The following is a 19,034-nucleotide window of genomic DNA, read 5'->3' on the forward strand; positions in this document are numbered from 1 at the left end:
ACATTTACGGCATTTTTTTGACGCTGGCGTGAAAAGCCGCATATCTCTACAATCAGCGCCTTTCAATCAGGTGGGTTACGGCAGTGGAAAAGTTTGACGTTATCATTATTGGTGCAGGCGCGGCCGGCATGTTCTGCGCGGCGCAGGCCGGGCAACGGGGTCGCCGCGTGCTGCTACTGGATAACGGTAAAAAAGCCGGGCGCAAGATCCTGATGTCCGGCGGCGGCCGCTGCAACTTCACCAATCTCTACACCGAGCCGGCAGCCTACCTGTCGGAAAATCCGCACTTCTGCAAATCGGCGCTGGCGCGCTATACCCAATGGGACTTCATCGATCTGGTGAACCGTCACGGCATTGCGTACCACGAGAAAACGCTCGGCCAGCTGTTCTGTGATGACTCCGCACAGCAGATTGTTGATCTGTTACTGAAAGAGTGTGAAGCCGGGCAGGTCACGCTGCGTCTGCGCAGTGAAGTGCTGAGCGTGGAGCGCGATGCGCAGGGCTATACGCTGCAGCTCAACGGCACGCAGGTACAGGCGGAAAAGCTGGTGATCGCCAGCGGCGGTTTGTCGATGCCGGGCCTGGGGGCAACGCCGTTCGGCTATAAAGTCGCGGAGCAGTTCGGCCTGCAGGTCTTCCATACGCGCGCCGCGCTGGTGCCTTTTACGCTGCATAAACCGCTGCTGGAGCAGCTCAACACGCTGTCTGGCGTGGCGCTGCCCACCACCATTACCGCACAGGATGGCACGCTATTTAAAGAGGCGATGCTGTTTACTCACCGCGGCTTGTCCGGTCCGGCGGTGCTGCAGATCTCCAGCTACTGGCAGCCGGGCGAGTTCATCACCATCAACCTGTCGCCTGAAACCTCGCTGGATGACTTCATTAAGGTACAGCGTGAAGCCCATCCGAACCTCAGCCTGAAGAATAGTCTGGCGAAAATCCTGCCGAAGCGGCTGGTGGAAGTGTTACAGGAACTGAAACAGATTCCGGACGTCACGCTGAAGCAGCTTAACAGCAAGCAGCAGGCGGAGCTGGTGAACACGCTGCATCAGTGGCGCGTGCAGCCAAACGGCACCGAAGGTTATCGCACGGCGGAAGTGACGCTGGGTGGTGTAGACACCACGCTGCTCTCCTCAAAAACCATGGAAGCGCGTGATGTACCCGGGCTCTACTTTATTGGTGAAGTGGTGGATGTTACCGGCTGGCTCGGTGGCTATAACTTCCAGTGGGCGTGGAGCTCGGCGTGGGCGTGCGCGCAGGCGTTGTGAAGTGAGGACTGAAAAACGCCTTCGGCCTCAAGAGGATGAAGGCGGAAGGGCGTATGCGGTTAAAATGAGACATTAATGCCGGTCAGCATATTCCAGTCGCTAACGCCGTCGCGATCCAGTCGCTGCTGCGCCTGCAGCTGTGCGCCCAACGTGACATTCGGATGCAGCTGCCAGCTAACATAGCCGCTCACCTGTAAACGGTGATGGCCACTCTTTAAAGCGAACTCACCGTCATGGCTGCTCTTCAGGCTGCTGTACCTGCTGTCACGATAGGCATAACGGGTTTCTGCCCCCATCCTGATCTGCGCCAGCGGCTGGTAATCGTAGCTCACGCCACCCGTAAGCTGCACCAAAGGCGCAAGGTGCCAGGCAATTTGCTTACCTTCACCCTCGTGGACCTCTTTGAAACGCATGAACTGCACGCCGGTACCCAGCAACGGTGTCAGGCTGTGCGCACCATATTGCCAGCGCCAGCCCATGTCGATCCCGGCATGGCCGATCAGCGCATTGACCTGTGCCATCTCCCCGTTATCCGTACTGCGTACGTTGCCATACGCGTGGCTTAAACCCAGCGGCAGCACCAGTTGCAGACCGGTCGGCTGTTGCACACTCACCTGCGCATTTATCCCCTCCGTTTTTAGCCGTGCCTGGCTTTTTCTTTCGCCCAATTCTGACAGCGATGAGAGCGAGCCCTTGTGCACACCCAGGCTGAGCGAAAGCGGATGATTTTCCGTCTCAGGTGACCAGCGCGTACCGAGCAACCAGCCCTGATAGCGGCTGGTTGCGTTATTTACTCTCTCTGCGCTGTAGTAGCGTTCGCCGCCTGCGTAGCCGTACACAAACATATTGTGATGATCGTCAGAACGCATCTGTTGTGCAGCGAAGTGGAAGCGGGCTTGCATGGTATCGTCAAAGGCCAGCAGGAGATCGGGCAGCGCGAAGTAGAGCGGAGAGAGGGGCGTAACGGGCGTTTTGGGGGGGTCCGGCTCTGGCTGAGGTTGTGGAAATGGAAAGGGTTCTGGCTGCGAATCCGGATCTTCCGGTATCACAATACCGGGGTTATCAATCAGGTTCGGGATCTCTTCATCTTTCTCGCCGGTAAGTAGCACATTTTGCAGGCGGTAGTACCAAAAACGGTGCCGGTTATCGGCCAGCAGATGTGAACGTGAGAGAGGATCGGCTGCCGCCGGGTTAATCTCTTCAAACCAGCTGCTGCGCGCCAGTATCTTACCCAGCAGTTTAATCCCTTCGCCGGTGTGGCGGCTGGCTTGCTGAACAAGCGGTACCGGAGCAGTTGATTGAAACGGTGAAGCAGCAATACACGCTGGCGAAGCCGGAAGCATTGCCGGGGAGTACAGACTATCTTGTTGTTCACTCAGGCAGGGCAGACACGTATCTGCAAGTAACGGGAGAGTGTAGCAGCAGGTACTTATGGCCAGCGCCAGCGGACAAAGGTTCATATTCTCTTCCATGAATGAAGATAGTGAGAATCGCAAACCTAAAGCGGCAAACTCATCGGCAACTTAAGTTTTGTCTGGTTTTTCCTGAGGTAATTAAGGAAACGTTGAACTTAATGCGCTGGCCTGGTACCAGATTGAGGTGAAGGGGATGAAAAAACCGTTTCACCCCGGCGTAGTTTATTACGCAATAAACTACGCCGGGGTGTTGTTACGCCACCGTCAAAAACTGATTTTTACGCCAGCCTGTAGGTTCCAGTCGCTAATGCCTTCATGCGTCAGGCGCTGCTGACCTTGCACCTGGGTATTTAGCTCCACGTTGTCCAGCATCTGCCATCCTGCATAACCACTAAGCTGAACACTGTTGCCGCTGCGCCCGGTGGTGAAATAGCTGGCCTGCTCGCCGTCACCGATTGCCACATGGTGACGTGTAGCGTCACGCTGGACATAGCGTGCTTCGCTGCCAAGCTTCAGCGCGTTCAGGGGGGTAAAGTCATATTTTATACCCGCCGAGAGTTGCATTGCCGGGCGTGTCGAATAGCTTACCCGGGCACCGTCACTGTCCGTAAAATCCTTAATCGACAGCCACTGCGCATTGATACCGGCGACCGGTGTCAGCGCATGTGAACCAAGCTGCCAGCGCCAGCCGCTATCCACACCAATCTCACCTGCTTTACCGTTTATATCGGCAACTTTGCCCCTTAAATCGGTGCTGACGCTGCCACGGTAATGGCTGATGCCCATCGGTACGGCTAGCTGTAAACCTGCGGGCTGCTGCCAGTTCAGCATGGCATTAACAGTCAGCGTATTGATGTGGCTTTGGCTGATGCCATCACGTGCGTCAGGCTTCATGTTTAGCGTGCCCTTATGGACAGCGCCGCTCACAGCAAACTGTTGCGATACCGGCCAGCGCGTTCCCAGCGTCCAGCCACGGTAACGGCTGTGAAAGTCGTAGCCATAATCCATAAAACCACCGGCACTGTGGTAACGATCATCACCGGTATAGCGTGAAACAAACAGATCAGGGCGGCCATCGCGACCCGCCTGCTGAGCGCTACTGATAAACAGCGAACGCAGATTTTCCGTCATGCTGTTAAGTGCAGCAGGCAGGGAAATATACGCCGGGACCTGCGGAATGACCGCTGCGCGCACGTGACGGGGCGGTGACACAGGTTCCGGGCCCGGCTGCGACACAGGCTCCGGACTCGGCTGGGGTTCTGGTTGAGGTTCAGGAACCGGCTGGGGTTGCAGAGGATCGCGGTTATTGCCTTCCGTTAGCAGAATATTTTGCAGACGATAATCCCAGTAGCGATCGCCTTCGCCTGCGACTAAACGCTCGCCGCTGCTGGCACGGCCCGGCGCAAAGGCGTACAGGCCATAAGCCCATGCACCACGCGCCACGTAACCTCCTGCCAGGCGCACGCTATCGGCATTGGCGTTACCGCCTACCTGCACCAGCGATACACCTTCATTGTTGTCTGCGATGCCATTGCTGTTGCGATCGCTGTCGATCCAGCTTGCCTGCGGAGTGACCTGCAGCCACAACGGCTGATTATCCTTCTGCTGCAGATCGCCATTGATCAGCAGACGGTCGGTAGCGTCAGCGCGGAAGGCGGAGTTGAGCACCAGGCTGTTGGCGCGACCGGTTTGCAAATTCTCGAGACGCAGCGATGACCAGCTGCCCGCCAGATTATTCCAGCCGGGTGCCAGCGTGACGTTATCCATCAGGCTGGCCTGGTGAATGACGCCGCTACCGGAGAGCAGCGTGCCCTCCGCCATTTTTAGATCAGACTCAAGATTGCCGTTGACCTCCAGCTCGCCCTGCTGCACCTCAACGCCCTGCTGGTTATTCACTTTTCCACCCAGCGTCAGCCGGCCTGCGCCGGTTTTTATCAGGCCGCCCAACCCGCTGATGTTGGCATTGATCGCGGAAGCCAGCGGCCCGAGGGTGCTGGCGTGCGGCGAAATGTCCGCCAGCAGGCGTGACGACGCCGTGGCGAGGTCAACGGTTCCCGACAGCGTGGTGCGATCAAAGACATTTAGCGTAGCGCTGTTCGCCACGCTGACGCGGCTGTCGAGGTGAGCATGCTCCCGCAGCGTCAGGCTGGTTCCCGCAGAGACGTCCGTCTGATTAATGCGGTAGTGCGTTTCATTCCAGTCATGCGAAAAATAGACGTTACCGGCATGCTCAACGTGTTCGCCGCGCAGCTGCAGGTTTCCGCTGGCGATGCTGAGCCGGTTGAGCCAGGCATCAACGCTCAGTATCCAGTTATTGTGCGTGGTGACATCCAGTCGATCGCGTGAGGCCTCTTCACCCAGCTCACCGTGAAAGTGACGGTTGTTACCGGTCAGGGTAATCTGCGCCGTGTCGGTTTTATGGCGGTTAACGATGCGCGCGCCGCTGTTGTTATGCAGGATGTCGTCAAAGCTCAGGTCGTTACCGTTGATGTCCAGCGTACCGCCGCGGTAGCCAAAGCGGATGTTTTTAGTGTCAATCTGATCGGCGCTATTCAGCACCACGGTGGGGCGCCCGCTGAACAGGGTAATCTGTGAAAATGCCTGCTTACGGCCCTGGTCGTCGGCCTGTTGATCGAGGATCACCGTACCGTCACCGACATTGAGCGACCCGTCGTTGACGCCCCGCGCGTTGACATGCAGCGTGCCCGCACCGATTTTATGCAGCGCGTCATCCTTCAGGCCATTCACCTGCCACAGCACGGTTTTGTCTCTATCAACCTCGACGCCGCCGCCCACCCAGCTATGCGCTTTGCCATCAGGTGATTTTACGGTGTAGTCGGCAGAGAACTGCAGTTTGCCCGCGCCCATATTGATGGAGTTGTCCAGCACCACGGTGCCGCCTGCGCCGTTGAAACGAATATCTTTAGTCGCGTCCAGTTCCGCCAGCGTGAGTTTATCAGGCGCGGTCCAGCGCTTCTCTTCCGGCAGACCGTGCCACTGCCAGCTGTTGTTACCCTGAACAATGGCACCCAGCTGCCAGTGAATATCCCCATCGCCTGCCACGTCTTCGACATCCGGATCGGTCATTTGGGCCTTAACCTGATCGACCCATTTGTCCATTATGGGGTAAGTGTATGATTCTCTGTCATAAAGATTAAAACGATTGCGACCTCTGTGAATAGCGACCAGCACCCAGCGCTTGTCAGTGTTATCCCAGGCAAAAACCGGACTGCCGCTATCACCGCTGTAGCCAATGGCCGCAAGAGGTGCAGAGCGGGGATCGTCTGGCCAGTAGGTGCTCAGGTTCAGCACGCCACCCTTGATAGAGGCTGCTTCTGGTTTAAACATGCCGCCGGTTTTGTAGATATAAAAATAACTTATCTGGTCGGGAACACCGGTAACGATATTTTCTTTTAGATGATAGCCGCCGCCAACGCGGGCATAGGCGGTATAGCGGTCCCGATTTTGCAGAAATTCCCCATAACCGACGTAAGGCGTGGGCGCGCTTTCAACGACAACTTTATGGACGCGGGGAACATTAAAATCGACATAGCTGGGGCTATCAGGATGGTCATTTCGATTGATAATGAGATAATTAATATCGAATTTCGCTTTGTTTCCTAAAGAAAAATTCGATAACCGTGACACATGGTGGGCGCTGACCACCAGCGAAGGGGAAATAAACGTGATATATCCCTTATTACTGACCATACCAAAATCCGGTAGTGGGACATCATTGACATAGCCGTCGAACGTACCGTCACTGCGATAAAGCGGAACGTTAACCTGCCCTGGCTTGTATTTACCCAGGTTTTCCGCAAAGTCGCGATACTCCTGTACGTCCACATCGTGGCGTATAATCCCTGCGTCTGCAGTGCCGCTTATGCAAAATGCGCCAATCAATAGCGCCAGCGGGCTTTTTTTCATCGTAATCGTCCTGATCGAATAAAGTGAATTGCCGTCAATGTTAAGGGCGAGCAGGTGCTGCGGTGGGATAAGCCCCGTCTCAATTTTCTGACAATTCAGCGTTAATGATCGGTACTGCAGATCTGTTATGATGTTGCCGTTTTAGCCACTCCCGGATATAGAGATTCATGTTAAAAATTAAATACCTGCTGCCTCTGTTGCTTATTATCTGCGCCGCTGTGTGGTGGCTGATGCCGCACTATAGCGATGAAGATAAAGCGTATTACATCGCCACCTTTTGCACCCTGACGCACGATGGTCGCGATAATAGCCCGCACGCTATGCAGCAAATTATTGAAGGCGGCAATTCAGATTATGCGCTGCAAAAAATTCACTTTAAATCAGGGCTGGCCGGGCATCTGCAGACAGTGTGGAAGGATTTAGCGCCGCAGCAACAGCAGCAGGCGCGTCAGGATGCATTATCCTGCCGACAGATATTTTCAGAAACGCTGCTGCCAGGGCAGACGGTACAGTAAAATTTCTGCCGCTGTAAACCGCCATTATTGCAGCGGCGAATTCTGCTTTTTGAGAAATCACCTGGTTTTTATAAGAAAATATAATAGCAGCAGCGCGGTCTTTTTAACGCCAGCATTAAATATCAGATAAATTAAACGTGTTTATTAGCGCGTCAGACGATCGGTTTGCGTTAAAAAATTCCCATTATTAACGGTAACCGGCTGACAAACACTTTTTTCGCGCTCGCTAAGAGAGAACGAGGCCTGGCGACAAATTGAGCAGGGATCGTCGCTGATGCGAATCTGTTGCTGCGTCTCGCCTTCCAGCTTGCGTTTACGGCAAAACAGTGGCGTACAGCCCATCACCTGTTTAAAAGAGCGGGTGAAAGATTGCTGACTTTCAAAATGATATTTCACCGCCAGGCTGATAATCGGCAGCCCGGTATACTTTAACTCACTCACACAGCAGACTAATTTCTTTTTACGGATATAGCGTGCCAGGGTTTCATTGTGGTAGCGGGCGAAAAGCTTCTGTAAATACCATTTGGAATAGCCAGACTTTACGGCGATATCATCAATGCTTAAGCGCTGATCCAGGTTTGCCATAATCCATTCGGTCACCGAATCAATAACCCCTTCGTTGTATTTCTGCTGCATCATCATGATCCTCCATTAACTTCACACAGTGTAATTAAATTAAAGTTTTTAAGCACTCTGCTAACGTAAAGTTTTATAGGAAAATGACGATTTTATTATTTGTCATCAAGACCGGTCTTATTTTTCGTGAAATTAAACGTTTGCATGTTGTGATGATGTTGAATATTTAGCGTAATAACTGACGTTATTATTAACTCAAATTTTTTATGGCTTTGCGCAGCTTAACAGTCAAAACAGCCGCCTGCTTCGGCACAGCCCATCAATACGCATGTACAATAATTGTGCCAGACTCTGAACGTTAACTACCTTAAGGAGAGGGCACATGCGGTTTCGTTTCCCGTCAAAACAACTACTTACTGCGACAATAGCAGCAGCATTACTGAGTGCGACAGCCTCTGCGGCGGATAACATTTATGGCGAACAGCTGGAGGGGTTTACTTATCCTTATCCCCTGCAGCACTTTACGTTTACCTCGCAACAGCAGTCGCTCAGCATGGGCTATATGGACGTTAAACCGACGCAGCAGGCGAACGGGCAAACGGTGGTGCTGATGCACGGGAAAAACTTCTGTGGCGCCACCTGGGATGACACCATAAAAGCGCTAAGCCAGCAGGGGTACCGGGTTATTGCACCTGACCAGATTGGTTTCTGCACCTCAACGAAGCCGGCCAGTTATCAGTACAGCTTCCAGCAGCTGGCACACAATACGCATCAGCTGTTAGCGCAGCTCGGTATCGAAAAAGCGGTGATTATCGGCCACTCCACCGGCGGCATGCTGGCAACGCGCTATGCACTGATGTACCCACAGCAAACACAAAAGCTGGTGTTGGTGAATCCGATTGGGCTCGAGGACTGGAAAGCCAAAGGTGCGCCGTGGCGCTCGGTGGATCAGTGGTATCAGCGCGAGCTTAAGCTGGATGCGGCGGGCATCAAGAAGTATGAGCAGCAGACCTACTACAGCGGGCAGTGGAAGCCGGAGTATGACAAGTGGGTCGATATGCTGGCCGGGCTGAATAGAGGGCCGGGACATCAGAAGGTCGCGTGGAACTCCGCGCTGATTTACGACATGATTTTTACCCAGCCGGTCTGGTACGAGTTTAAAGATCTTACCGTGCCAACCACGTTGATGATTGGCACCGCCGATACCACGGCGATCGGCAGTGATATCGCCTCACCGCAGGTCAAAGCGCAGCTCGGCCATTACAATGTGTTGGGTAAGCAGGTGGCGAAGATGATCCCAGGCGCGCGACTGATTGAGTTCCCGGGCATGGGACATGCGCCGCAAATGGAGGAGCCGCAGAAGTTTAATCAGACGCTGATCGGGGATTTAGCGCGGTAACGCTGCGCGCGCGTTACCGGCTGCACAGCTGCAAAAATAAAGGGGCGATCCGTGACGGATCGCCCCTTTAAAGTCAGACTGATCTTATCTTACTCAGAGGATTTTCTGCTCGGCGAGATCCAGAGCAAAGTAGCTGAAAATCAGATTCGCACCGGCACGCTTAATGGCGCCGAGGCTCTCCAGTACCACATTCCGCTCGTCGATCGCACCCGCCTGCGCGGCAAACTTAATCATCGCGTACTCACCGCTGACCTGGTAAGCCGCCAGCGGCAGCGTGGTGCGCTCGCGGATATCGCGCAGAATATCCAGATAGGCACCAGCAGGTTTCACCATCAGGGAATCGGCGCCTTCCGCTTCATCAATCAGCGACTCGCGGATCGCCTCGCGGCGGTTCATCGGGTTCATCTGATACGTTTTACGATCGCCTTTCAGCGCCGTGCCAGCCGCTTCACGGAACGGGCCGTAGAAAGAGGAGGCGAACTTCGTGGAGTAGGACATGATTGCGGTATCGGTGAAGCCCGCTGCGTCCAGCGCCTGACGAATGGCTTTCACCTGGCCGTCCATGGCAGCGGATGGCGCGATAAAGTCCGCGCCGGCCTGCGCCGCGACGACGGCCTGCTTGCCGAGGTTAATCAGCGTCTGATCGTTATCAACACCGTGATCGCACAGCACGCCGCAGTGGCCGTGGCTGGTGTATTCACAGAAGCAAGTGTCAGACATGACGATCATTTCCGGCACGGTCTCTTTACAGATGCGCGACATACGCGCCACCAGGCCATTCTCATTCCATGCATCGCTGCCGGTGGCATCGGTGTGATGAGAGATACCAAAGGTCATCACTGAACGGATACCGGCTTTGGCAATGCGTTCGATCTCATACGCCAGACGCTTTTCCGGAATACGCATCACGCCCGGCATGGCATTGATCGGAACGTAGTCATCCACGCCCTCTTCGACGAAGATCGGCAGCGCCAGGTCGTTCAGGCTAAGGTGGGATTCCTGGAACATTTCGCGCATCGACGCGCTTTTACGCAGCCTTCTTGGGCGCTGAATCAGATTGAAATCAGACATGTTCATATAACTTATGCTGGTGAAAAAAGTGGCGACAGTTTACTCCTTTTCCTGCAGCAGGAAGAGGGATTGTGTGCGGTGGGCATCAGACAAGCACAGAAACAAAACTCCCGCCAGAGCGGCGGGAGTGGCAGGACGATTACTCGTTGATATCCGGATGCTGCTGCACCAGGTTTTTACGCTTCGCCTCCAGGCGAGAGATCTCTTCGTCAATATCTTCAATCTTCTGTTCGATATTGTCGTGATGCTCCTGCAGGATCTCGCGCGCCTCTTCGAGGTCTGATGCCGCCGGCGTTGCACCGCGCAGCGGTTTATTGGCGGTCTCTTTCATGTAGATACCGGTGATTAAACCAATCACCGCAACCACCATCAGATAGTAAGCCGGCATAAACAGGTTATTGCTGGCCTCTACTGCCCAGGCCGTCACGGTTGGCGTCAGGCCGGCAATCAGAATCGAGATGTTAAAGGCGCTGGCCAGCGCACTGTAGCGAATATGCGTCGGGAACATCGCCGGCAGTGATGACGCCATTACGCCGGTGAAGGCATTGAGGATAACCGCCAGCAGCAGCAGCCCGGCAAAAATCAGCCCCAGCACGTTACTGTTAATCAGCATGAACGCCGGAATCGAGAAGATAAACAGCGCGATACTGCCGATGATAATGAAAGGACGGCGACCAAAGCGGTCGCTCAGCATCCCCATCACCGGCTGCACAAACAGCATCCCCATCATAATGGCGATAATGATCAGCACACCGTGATCTTCGGAGTAGTGCAGGTTGTGTGACAGATAACTCGGCATGTAGGTCAGCAGCATGTAATAGGTCACGTTGGTGGCAAGCACCAGACCGATACAGGCCAGCAGGCTCTTCCAGTGTTTGCTGGCGATCTCCTTGAACGACACTTTCGGACCGTCACGCAGGCCCTCGCGATCGCCCTGTTCCAGTTTTTCAACGTGTTGCTGGAACGCCGGGGTCTCTTCCAGCGCATGACGCAGATAGAGGCCAATGATACCCAGCGGCAGCGCCAGGAAGAACGGAATACGCCAGCCCCAGTCGAGGAACTTCTGCTCACCGATAACGGTGGAGATCAGCACCACAATACCCGCGCCGAGCACGAACCCGGCGATTGAGCCGAAGTCGAGCCAGCTGCCCATAAAGCCGCGCTTACGGTCCGGCGAGTATTCGGCGACAAAGATCGACGCTCCGGTGTACTCACCGCCCACCGAGAAGCCCTGCGCCATTTTTGCCAGCAGCAGCAGCACCGGTGCCCAGATACCAATCGAGGCGTAGGAGGGAATCAGACCGATACAGAAGGTACTGATCGACATGATCACAATCGTAATGGAAAGAATTTTCTGACGACCATACTTGTCGCCGAGCATACCAAAGAACAGACCGCCCAGCGGACGGATCAGGAACGGTACGGAGAACGTACCGAGTGCCGCAATCATCTGTACACCTGGCGAGGCATCCGGGAAAAATACTTTCCCCAGCGCATACGCCACAAAGCCATAAACACCAAAATCAAACCACTCCATCGCGTTACCCAGAGACGCGGCGGTGATCGCTTTACGTAAACGAGCATCATCAATAATGGTGACGTCATCCAGACCAATAGGTTTTACACGCTTCCTACGTAATTTCATGAGGTTACCCTGTATTGGAATTCGAAAAATCCTCAACGCTGCGGACTAAAAGAGCGCGGTAAGTCCGCGGCGTTGAGAAAATTAAAGCATAGCCGTGAAAGACATTTTTTCCCTGGCCTGCCAAAGCAATTATTACCGGGGCAATAATTGCGTCCCGCGACAGAGTATACCGTTTTAGTGTGATATTTGTCATGTTTGCGCCAGTAACTGGCTATTTTTTGGCTAAAACTATGGCCGTTCTGGTCCGCAATGGCCGCAAATAAAAATATGCTGAACGCGACGCAGACCGCACTATGCGTGCGCTGGCGAGCGAAAATATCTATACTTGCGCCAGTTTCACATCGGGGATTCAGGAGCGGCATGGCACGCTTTGTTTTATTTACCAAAACTCTCTGCTTTGATGCCGATCAGCAGGTCTTTTATCCCATGCATACGCCCTCGCAGCGCGTTGCGCTTAGCCCATTGCAGACCGCCGTGGTGCGCCGTGTGCTGAACGCACAGGGCAAGCTGGTGCGTAATCAGACTCTGCTTGCGCTGTTTCAGCGTGAACCCTCTGATCTCCCCTTTGCCGATCGCCTCGTGACCACCATTGCCGAGATCAATCGCCTGGCGCTGCTGGCACATGCGCCAGGTCCACTGGTGCATCAGGTGCCGCTGATAGGCTGCGTGCTGGCAGAGCAGGCGGATGCCGTTCCGCTGAGCGATGAGCCGGCGGTGCGCGTGGAGGCTGCCGAACCGGCTGCACCCGAACCGACAGCGGTGAACACGCCACAGGTCACGCCGAAAAAGCCGTTTCCGCTGCGCGGGATCATTATCGCCCTGTTGCTGATTAACGCGGCGCTGGCGCTGGTGGCGCGTCACGAATTTGCGCCGGTTACTAAAAATGCGCTGACGTATAAACCCTATCTCACCGAAAAAAACACCCAATTTTTCATCGCGGAGAGCCTGTCACCGGACTCCTTTGTGGTCAAAAATGCCATGCGCCGTTATCACTACTGGCAACCGCGGTTACCGAATGGCGCGGTCGCGCCGCTGGTGTATATCAACGTTGGCCGTACGCAGGTTTCGAGCAGCACTTTCCTGTGTCCTAAATCCATCGCGCAGAAGGACAACGAATGTGTGTCCTGGCTGGTGATGACCGAGGAGATGCCCGATGCGTAAAGCAATATGGGGTCTGGTGATTGCGCTAATGTTCGTTGTGCCCTGGGTCCTGGCGCTGCTGCTGCGCCCGGGAGAGCCGGTGCCGGAGTGGTGTGAAGTGCCGTACCATATTGATAATGAAGGCAACCCCGCCGGCTCAATTGATGCCACCATCCGAACCCGCTTTAAGCCGGGCGGCAATGGAAGTTCATCATTAATCGGCACGGTGACGCTGGATAATCGCCACTATCGTATACATCGCATTTCTGATATCACCTGGCGACGTCAGGGCGATTTTATGATCAGCACCACGAGTAATGTGCGCGTGCTGGCTGAAGATACGCTGCCGCCCGCGCTGGCGGCACAGATCCTGTTTTCACCGATGCGTGAAGGGAACCACGACTATTATCAGATGTACCAGCTGCCGAATGGCGATCAGATGATCAACTACGCCGGGCTGCCGCGTCTGTATTGCCATACCTGATTATCCCCTGAATAAATAAAGAGAAGTTGCCTGTAAACGAAGCGCCAGGGGTGACTTGTCAGGATAAACGCATTCGGTAATACTCTGCCGCCTGGCTCTGGTGGAGAATGCATGTCACGGAAAAATGCCCGTTCGTTTGAGAATGCCTGGCTGCTGATGATCGACAGTACCGAAAAGAACCTTATCAATCTGGTGCAGCAGCCAGAGCAACTGCTGCAGCGGCTCAAGGCGTGGCGTCAGGCGGGATTGCTCAGTCATCAGGCGCGGGAGAGCTTGCGCCAGTTGCAGCAGCTGACGCACACCAGCATCGCCCGCAATCAACCCATCACCCAACTCGAAGAGTATCAGCAGCTGGTCGGGCAGCTCACGCCAATGCTAGAGCGCATTACGCAGCGCCTTAACGCGCAGGGGATAACGCCCGCCACGACGCCGGCAGACGAGAGCCTTGAAGTGGCGCTGCGCGTGGCCGAAAAGCGCCGCGCCGAACGGTCAGAGTAACGAGCGCAGCGGCGCACCTTTAACCCAGCCAGCAATATCCTCTACCGCCTGCGTAAAGTAAGTGCGGTAGTTACTGTCCGCCACATAGCCCAGGTGCGGGGTGGCCAGTACATTAGGCAGCAGGCGCAGCGGATGATCGGCGGGCAGCGGCTCCTGTTCGAACACGTCGAGACCGGCACCGGCCAGCTGGCCGGACTGCAGTGCGGCAATCATTGCCGGCTGATCGACAATCCCCGCGCGCGAGGTATTGATCAGCAGCGCGCCGGGCTTCATTTGCGCCAGCGCGGCTGCATCAATCAGATGACGCGTGCGTTCACTCAGCACCAGATGAAGAGAGACGAAATCGCTGACGCTGAGCAGAGCGTGCAGCGACGGCATCCTCTCCGCCCCGCACTCCGCGGCGCGCGCCTCGGTTAAGTTCTGACTCCACGCGCACACGCGCATGCCAAACGCCTGCGCCACCTTCGCCATAGCGGCACCAATTTTTCCCAGGCCCACCAGGCCGAGCGTTTTGCCGTGCAGCCCGCTGCCCACTGTCTGCTGCCATGGGCCGTTATGGCGCAACGCGTGACTTTCAGTTTGAATATGGCGCGCAAGATTGATCAGCAATCCCCAACACAGCTCCATCGGCGCCGCGCTGCTGCTGCCTGTGCCGCACACGGCAATATAGCGTTCGGCGCAGGCGTGCAGATCAATGGAGGCGTTACGCATTCCTGATGTTACCACCAGCTTAAGGTTTGGCAGGCGGCCAATCAGTTGCGCGGTGAGCGGCGTGCGTTCCCGCATCACGACCAGAATATCGGCGTGTTCAAGGTGGTGCACCAGCGCATCCTGATTGTCATAGTGGCGGGTAAGGGCGGTGGTGTGGACAACGGGTTCGAGCGACGTCCAGTCGGCCAACGACAGGGCAACGTTCTGATAATCATCAAGAATGATGCAGTTCAGGCTCATGCGATTCCTCAACGAGAAGCGGCTTACGCCCATGCTCATTGAGCCAGGCACGCAGCCGGTCATTATCCATCGGACGGGCGTAATAATAGCCCTGAATCAGGCCGACGCCACGCTGTCGCAGATACGCAAATTGTAACGAGGTCTCTACGCCTTCACCGAGCACATCCAGCTCCAGCTTGTGGCATAAATTGATGATGGCATCCAGCACCGGTGTTTCGGTCTCCAGCCCTTCAACTGCATTGATAAAACCGCGATCGATCTTCAGGTAGTCCAGCGGGAAGGTCATCAGATAGGAGAGCGCACAGTGGCCAGTACCGAAGTCATCAATCGCCACTTTCATCCCGTGCGATTGCAGATGACGCAGTTTACGCGCCACCATTTCACCGTCCTCTATCAGGCTGCGTTCGGTGAGTTCCAGGGTGATCGTCATCTGTTTATCTTTGATGCGCCGCGCAAAACGCATTACGTCCTGTACGAAGTCCGGGTGCTGTAGATGCTCGGCCGCGACGTTGAAGCCAATATGGAAATCGGGTTCAACCTGCCAGCTCTGAATATCCTCCGCCATTAAATCCAGCAGATGCTGAGTCAGCGGCACGATCACGCCCTCAGATTCAGCATGGCTGATAAAAATATCCGGGCGGATCATCTCTCCGTTCGGCAGTTGCCAGCGCATCAGTGCTTCGGCCCCTTTGCAGCGCTCAATATCGGTGCTGTAAACCGGCTGATAGTGGACGGAGAATTGGCGATTGCGCATCGCGCGGCGAATCTCATCGGCCCACGACAGACGGCGACGCAGCCAGTTGGCGGTCAGCACCATCAGCAGAATGGAGAAAATGGCCGCCATGGGCAGGAAGATAAACAGCGCCTGTCGCCACGCTTTGACCAGCTCCGTGGCCGGCACCGTGACGTTAACGCTGATGGGATAGCGGCTGGATTCAGCGCGATATTGCGCGCTCTTCAGATAGAGCTGGCCCGGCTGCTCATCCGGGCCACTGCTGATAATCGCACCACCGTTAAACTGCAGGGTCATTTGATAACCGCGCGATTCACCAATAGCGTGCATAAAGTCCATCAGATACTGCCCATCAATCACGGCCCAGAAGCCGCTGCTGTCTGGCAGCTGGCGTACAAAAATCACGGCAGGGCGGTCAGGCACACCGAGCGTGCCGCGAATTGACAGGCTCCACCAGGCTTTGCCGGTTACCGGCGGCGGCTGCAGCATCATCTCTGCCAGCGCGCCGTGGTTCAGGCCATAGGCTGAGGAGCAGCTGATGTGATCGCCCTGTAGCATACCAATAGAGCGGAAATAGGCGTTAAGCGTACCGGCACGCTGCAGATTCTCTTCAATGTCGGCGCAGGCGCGGTGGTGATATTGACGCAGCGTGGTGATCATGTTCCATGCGCTGTCGCTCATCTTTTCAGCCTGCGAGAGCAGGGTATTGGCCGTGGAGACCTGCTGCTGGTTGACCGTATGGCGCGCCTCAATGGCTGTACAAAGGATGCCCAGTACCAGCGGTAACAGTCCGGCACAGACAATGAACAGCCAGCCAAAATCGCGATGTCGTTTTTGCGGAGGCACCAGACTTTCCTCGGTCGGTTTAAGCAGCAGTTAAGGAGCGAAATGCGGCATTAGCAGCATATCACTTCCCGAGGCTGTGCATGGTAGCGTTTTGATTTTACACCGATCTGATACAGGTCAATTATCGACTTCGCTTTGCGTTAATTGACAATCTTTTGCCGTGATTCGCGTTTCGCTCCAGGAAAAGTGCTATGACACGAGGTTAAGCAAGCATATTGCGCTGAAATGCGCAGCAGCGGGCGACCCTGGCAGGCCGCCCGTCATCATCGCTATCCGCGGCGGGGCGGACGCGCTTTGGCGCGCGGGCGGCCGTTGCCCAACATAATCGCCAGGCGGCTGCCGCCCGGGGTGGTCTCCATCAAAATCTTGGTCACGCTGGTTAACGGTACGGAGAGCAGCATGCCCACCGGCCCCAGCAGCCACCCCCAGAAGATCAGCGAGAGGAACACCACCAGCGTCGAGAGCCCTAAACCACGGCCCATCAGGCGCGGTTCCAGCATATTACCGAACACCATATGAATGGCGCTGAACAGCGCGGCAACCAGCATGGCATCGTAGACATCGTTCAGCACCAGCGCCTGAATAAACGGCGGGACGCCCGCAATGATAGGGCCGATATTGGGGATAAAGTTAAGGATAAAGGCGACAACGCCCCAGAACAGCGCAAATTTCACATCCAGCAGCAGTAGCACCAGCCAGACCGAGAGGCCGGTGATCAGGCTGACCAGCGTTTTCAGCGCCAGATAGTGCGTAACGCCTTTTAATGCTTTGTGCAGCCCGGCGATGCGAATCTGCGGATTCATCATCGCATTACGCAGCTTATAGGGCAGGTGATGCACTTCGAACAGCATGAAAATGACGGTCAGAATCAGCAGCAGGATATTGGTCATTGCACCGGAGAACTGGGCCAGCACCGTGGTCGCCATGTTCATGATCACGTTGGGATCGAGGCGCGCAGCGAGGGCTTCGGTAGAGATATTGATATGGAAGGGGGCTGCAAGGTGCTGTAACACCGTCAGCTTCTGTTCCAGCATGCTACGAATTTGCGGGTAGGTGTCACTAAAGTCGCTGACCGACGTGGCCAGTACGCCCACCAGCAGTAGCAGGACAATGATGATGACGGTGATCACCAGCGTGATCGCCAGGCTACGGCGCAACCCGCGCCGCATCAGCATGGTCACCAGCGGGTTAAGGACAATGGCCAGAAAACTGGCAAGCAGGAAGGGCACCAGAATTTCCGACGCGGCACGAATGCCCGCCAGAATAATCACTAACATCGCCAGCTTGACCAGAATATTCTGGCCAATTTTCTCCTGTGGCTTTTCGTTCATTCCTGCTCCTGAATATATATTGGCTCAGGAAAGTGTAGCTGACCGGCAATAAGTCACTGTTTGTTTAGGAATAAGCGAAGCAAACGCCCTGGTCGTCCGCGTCAACGGCTCTGCCGCCACACCAGTATCCGTGCCGCCAGCATCAAGCCCAGGCTGGTGAACAGCGTCAGCGTGGCCATGGCCATCCCTTGCCCTGGCGAACCCTGCTCAAACTGGCGCCAGATAAAAATCGCCACGGTCTGCGTACCGGCAGGCGACAGCAGCAGCGACGTCACCAGCTCCCGCGAGGCCACCGCGAACACCATCATCATCGCCGCCAGCAGAGCCGGTGCCACCAGCGGCAGCACGATTAACCGCAGCGCCCGCAGCCGCGATGCACCGTGCACGCGGGCGGCGGGCTCCAGCGTGGGGGCCAGCTGACGCAGCGCGCTACTGACATAGCGCACCGGCCACGGCAGCAGCAGGCAGCTGTAGGAGAGCAGCAAAATAAACAGCGTATTATAGGGTGAAACCGGCCAGAAACCGCGATTCCACAGCAGGATCAGCCCCACGCCCACCACCACGCCCGGCATGGCTGCCGGCAGCAGCGCCAGCCCATCCATCAGCGCCAGCCAGCGGGTTTTCCCTTCGGCGACGCGCCAGGCGATAAGAAATCCGAGCAGGCCTGTGACCAGCGCCGCGCCCAGCGCCAGGCCAATACTGGTGGAAAAGGCGGTCAGCGCTTCGCCCTGCTGGCTGAACAGGGCGCTGAAGTGGCGCAGCGTCAGGTTGTTCAGATGCACGCCGCCGGAGAGCGTATTCAGTAATCCGCTCAGCGTCATGGCGCTCAGCGGTAGCACCACCGCCAGCAGCACGGTGAGGGCGAACGGCAGCAGCATCACGATTTGCCAGCAACCCGCGTCCGCTAACGCCTGACTGGCCGGCTTGCCGGTGACCGCCGTGACATCGCTGCTGCCGGTGAGTTTGCGCTGCAAAAACCAGGCGCTGAGCGCAATCAGGCTCAGCAACAGCGACAGCGAGGCCGCGCCAGGCAGATCGATCGGCCAGTCGGCCAGCTTATTTTCGATGCCGACGGTCATCAGCGTCAGATGCGCCCGCGAACCCAGCGCCGCCGGCACGCCATACTCCTCAATAGCCAGCGTAAACGCCAGCAGTACGCCACCGGCCAGCGCCGGCAACATCAGTGGCAGCGTGACCCGGTAGAAGGCGCGCCACGCCGATGCGCCATGTACGCG

Annotated in this window: 15 protein-coding genes; 6 read left to right on the forward strand and 9 right to left on the reverse strand. The window is 56.0% G+C overall.

From position 1 onward, the window contains the following. Positions 1–83: 83 nt before the first annotated feature. On the forward strand, positions 84–1,268 hold the full coding sequence (locus HA48_RS05750) for a BaiN/RdsA family NAD(P)/FAD-dependent oxidoreductase (protein ID WP_128600171.1): 1,185 nt from the start codon (positions 84–86) through the stop codon (positions 1,266–1,268). 59 nt (positions 1,269–1,327) lie between these two features. Here HA48_RS05750 and HA48_RS05755 read toward each other — a convergent pair whose 3' ends face one another. Further along, on the reverse strand, positions 1,328–2,728 hold the full coding sequence (locus HA48_RS05755) for an autotransporter domain-containing protein (RefSeq protein WP_128600172.1): 1,401 nt from the start codon (positions 2,726–2,728) through the stop codon (positions 1,328–1,330). Positions 2,729–2,947: 219 nt separating this feature from the next. Then, positions 2,948–6,610 carry a S6 family peptidase gene (locus tag HA48_RS05760; RefSeq protein ID WP_128600173.1) on the reverse strand — a complete coding sequence of 1,221 codons (3,663 nt, stop codon included), beginning with the start codon at positions 6,608–6,610 and terminating at the stop codon, positions 2,948–2,950. Positions 6,611–6,777: 167 nt separating this feature from the next. Here HA48_RS05760 and HA48_RS05765 point away from each other — a divergent pair, with 167 nt between their 5' ends. Next, positions 6,778–7,125, forward strand: a complete 348-nt coding sequence (locus HA48_RS05765) for a hypothetical protein (RefSeq protein ID WP_128600174.1) — start codon at positions 6,778–6,780, stop codon at positions 7,123–7,125. A gap of 144 nt (positions 7,126–7,269) precedes the next feature. Here the strand turns inward: HA48_RS05765 and HA48_RS05770 are convergent, their stop codons facing one another. Continuing rightward, positions 7,270–7,764 carry a helix-turn-helix domain-containing protein gene (locus HA48_RS05770; protein WP_128600175.1) on the reverse strand — a complete coding sequence of 165 codons (495 nt, stop codon included), beginning with the start codon at positions 7,762–7,764 and terminating at the stop codon, positions 7,270–7,272. Positions 7,765–8,083: 319 nt separating this feature from the next. Between HA48_RS05770 and HA48_RS05775 the strand changes: the two genes are divergently transcribed. Further along, the gene (locus HA48_RS05775; RefSeq protein WP_128600176.1) at positions 8,084–9,100 is read left to right on the forward strand and encodes an alpha/beta fold hydrolase; all 1,017 of its coding nucleotides are present in this window, start codon (positions 8,084–8,086) and stop codon (positions 9,098–9,100) included. A 93-nt stretch (positions 9,101–9,193) separates the two neighbouring features. On the opposite strand, the gene hemB is transcribed toward HA48_RS05775, so the two are convergent. Both hemB and proP read right to left on the reverse strand, forming a co-directional pair. Next, complete coding sequence (hemB, locus tag HA48_RS05780) at positions 9,194–10,171, reverse strand: porphobilinogen synthase (protein ID WP_128600186.1); 978 nt, start codon at positions 10,169–10,171, stop codon at positions 9,194–9,196. A 139-nt stretch (positions 10,172–10,310) separates the two neighbouring features. Further along, on the reverse strand, positions 10,311–11,816 hold the full coding sequence (gene proP / locus HA48_RS05785) for a glycine betaine/L-proline transporter ProP (RefSeq protein WP_128600177.1): 1,506 nt from the start codon (positions 11,814–11,816) through the stop codon (positions 10,311–10,313). 360 nt (positions 11,817–12,176) lie between these two features. On the opposite strand from proP, the gene HA48_RS05790 reads away from it, so the two are divergent. From HA48_RS05790 to HA48_RS05800, 3 genes are all read left to right on the forward strand, one after another. Beyond that, entirely contained in the window at positions 12,177–12,977 is an 801-nt protein-coding gene (locus HA48_RS05790; RefSeq protein ID WP_128600178.1) for a hypothetical protein, read from the forward strand. Then, positions 12,970–13,440, forward strand: coding sequence for a hypothetical protein (locus HA48_RS05795; protein ID WP_128600179.1), 471 nt, complete (start codon positions 12,970–12,972; stop codon positions 13,438–13,440). The genes HA48_RS05790 and HA48_RS05795 overlap by 8 nt, the downstream gene beginning before the upstream one ends. Before the next feature lie 111 nt (positions 13,441–13,551). Beyond that, entirely contained in the window at positions 13,552–13,938 is a 387-nt protein-coding gene (locus HA48_RS05800) for a hypothetical protein (RefSeq protein ID WP_128600180.1), read from the forward strand. Here HA48_RS05800 and HA48_RS05805 read toward each other — a convergent pair. From HA48_RS05805 to HA48_RS05820, 4 genes are all read right to left on the reverse strand, one after another. Next, on the reverse strand, positions 13,930–14,889 hold the full coding sequence (locus HA48_RS05805) for a D-2-hydroxyacid dehydrogenase family protein (protein ID WP_128600181.1): 960 nt from the start codon (positions 14,887–14,889) through the stop codon (positions 13,930–13,932). The two genes, HA48_RS05800 and HA48_RS05805, sit on opposite strands and share 9 nt — an antisense overlap. Further along, positions 14,864–16,468 carry an EAL domain-containing protein gene (locus HA48_RS05810; protein ID WP_128600182.1) on the reverse strand — a complete coding sequence of 535 codons (1,605 nt, stop codon included), beginning with the start codon at positions 16,466–16,468 and terminating at the stop codon, positions 14,864–14,866. Before HA48_RS05810 ends, HA48_RS05805 begins: the two co-directional genes overlap by 26 nt. Positions 16,469–16,737: 269 nt before the next feature. Further along, the gene (locus HA48_RS05815; protein WP_128600183.1) at positions 16,738–17,799 is read right to left on the reverse strand and encodes an AI-2E family transporter; all 1,062 of its coding nucleotides are present in this window, start codon (positions 17,797–17,799) and stop codon (positions 16,738–16,740) included. A 101-nt stretch (positions 17,800–17,900) separates the two neighbouring features. Next, the coding region (locus HA48_RS05820; protein WP_139807976.1) for an ABC transporter permease at positions 17,901–19,034 on the reverse strand (1,134 nt) is incomplete at its 5' end.

The organism is Pantoea wallisii (assembly GCF_002095485.1).
Lineage (GTDB): Bacteria > Pseudomonadota > Gammaproteobacteria > Enterobacterales > Enterobacteriaceae > Pantoea > Pantoea wallisii.

Excerpts from the sequence above, each read along its gene's own strand:
- HA48_RS05760 (WP_128600173.1), bottom strand. The coding sequence starts at position 6,610 with ATGAAAAAAAGCCCGCTGGCGCTATTGATTGGCGCATTTTGCATAAGC.
- HA48_RS05800 (WP_128600180.1), top strand. The coding sequence starts at position 13,552 with ATGTCACGGAAAAATGCCCGTTCGTTTGAGAATGCCTGGCTGCTGATG.
- HA48_RS05755 (WP_128600172.1), bottom strand. The coding sequence starts at position 2,728 with ATGAACCTTTGTCCGCTGGCGCTGGCCATAAGTACCTGCTGCTACACT.
- HA48_RS05770 (WP_128600175.1), bottom strand. The coding sequence starts at position 7,764 with ATGATGCAGCAGAAATACAACGAAGGGGTTATTGATTCGGTGACCGAA.
- HA48_RS05805 (WP_128600181.1), bottom strand. The coding sequence starts at position 14,889 with ATGAGCCTGAACTGCATCATTCTTGATGATTATCAGAACGTTGCCCTG.
- proP (WP_128600177.1), bottom strand. The coding sequence starts at position 11,816 with ATGAAATTACGTAGGAAGCGTGTAAAACCTATTGGTCTGGATGACGTC.
- hemB (WP_128600186.1), bottom strand. The coding sequence starts at position 10,171 with ATGTCTGATTTCAATCTGATTCAGCGCCCAAGAAGGCTGCGTAAAAGC.
- HA48_RS05790 (WP_128600178.1), top strand. The coding sequence starts at position 12,177 with ATGGCACGCTTTGTTTTATTTACCAAAACTCTCTGCTTTGATGCCGAT.
- HA48_RS05795 (WP_128600179.1), top strand. The coding sequence starts at position 12,970 with ATGCGTAAAGCAATATGGGGTCTGGTGATTGCGCTAATGTTCGTTGTG.
- HA48_RS05815 (WP_128600183.1), bottom strand. The coding sequence starts at position 17,799 with ATGAACGAAAAGCCACAGGAGAAAATTGGCCAGAATATTCTGGTCAAG.
- HA48_RS05765 (WP_128600174.1), top strand. The coding sequence starts at position 6,778 with ATGTTAAAAATTAAATACCTGCTGCCTCTGTTGCTTATTATCTGCGCC.
- HA48_RS05775 (WP_128600176.1), top strand. The coding sequence starts at position 8,084 with ATGCGGTTTCGTTTCCCGTCAAAACAACTACTTACTGCGACAATAGCA.